General features: G+C 70.2%; 2 protein-coding genes. One reads left to right on the forward strand and one right to left on the reverse strand.

Annotated features, from left to right (window positions below):
• The coding region (locus tag ACE3TA_RS22640; protein ID WP_374576586.1) for a GNAT family N-acetyltransferase at nucleotides 1-245 on the forward strand (245 nt) is incomplete at its 5' end.
• On the opposite strand, the gene ACE3TA_RS22645 is transcribed toward ACE3TA_RS22640, so the two are convergent.
• The coding region (locus ACE3TA_RS22645) for an FAD-dependent oxidoreductase (RefSeq protein ID WP_374576587.1) at nucleotides 238-1,098 on the reverse strand (861 nt) is incomplete at its 5' end. The genes ACE3TA_RS22640 and ACE3TA_RS22645 overlap by 8 nt on opposite strands.

A 1,098-nucleotide genomic window follows, 5' to 3' on the forward strand; every position in this document is an offset into this window, starting at 1 on the left:
ACAGGCGCGACGGCAACGTCTTCGCGCTGTTCATGGAGGCCGCGCATGAGGGCAAGGGCCATGGCAGCGCGCTGCTCGCCGCCTGCGAGGACTGGCTGAAGCAGAACGGCCATGCCGAGGCCCGCCTGACCACCGAACGCAACAGCCGGGCCTTCGCCTTCTACCTCCGCCGCGGCTGGCGGGAGACGGGCGAGGTTGCCGGACAGTTCGCAGAAGATGCCGTTCTGGCGAAGACCCTCAGCTGAGCGCCCGCTCGCGCCTGACCGTCACCTCGTCCTCGCCGAACTCGCGCGCCAGCTTGTGGCCGGCATAGACGGCATGCACGATCAGGCCCGGCGCACGCGCGTCGCCGATCAGCGACAGCGAGGCCAGTCCCCTGCCCTTCAGCGCATGGTAGAGGGCGTCGTCGCCATCGCGCGAGGTGACGGGCACGAAGCAGCCGGCCGCGATCTCGCGCTCGGCACCCGAGTAGACGCAGGCGAGCACCGCCGCACCCGGCTTCAGCCCGCTGACCAGCGAATTGACGATCACCCTGACGCCAAGCTCCAGCAGGCGGGCGTGGACGCGCGGCTGTTCGCCGGTGAGTTCCGACCACTCCGCCACCTTGCCGCCGCTGGTCACATAGGTGACCTCCGCGCCGCGCCGCGCCAGGTGCTCGGCGATGGCGGGGCCGAGATAGTAGAGATCGTCATCGAACACCACCGCAGGGCCTTTCACATTCGCCGCCAGGACCTGCTCCGGCGCCAGCATGCGGGCATCGTCATAGGAGGCGATGGGCGCGCGGATGCTGCGGCCCCGGCCGTCGCCGCGCCACCGGCTTCCCGTGGCGATCACGACATTCGAAATGCCGAGGTCGATGACGTCCTCCGCCGCCATGCGGCTGTCGCGGAACATCTCGATGTTGGCGAGCTTGGAGATCTGATGCAGGCGCCAGTCGCGCACCCTTCCCCATTCGCTGAGGCCGGGGAGCCTCGTTTCCCATTGCAGGCGGCCGCCGGGCGCTTGCCCGGCATCGGCGATCTTCACCTCGTGCCCGCGCCGCGCCAGCATCAGCCCTGCCTCGAGTCCGGCCGGGCCGGCGCCCACCACCAGCACCTC

It is taken from the genome of Phenylobacterium sp. (assembly GCF_041916435.1).
Taxonomy (GTDB): domain Bacteria; phylum Pseudomonadota; class Alphaproteobacteria; order Caulobacterales; family Caulobacteraceae; genus Phenylobacterium.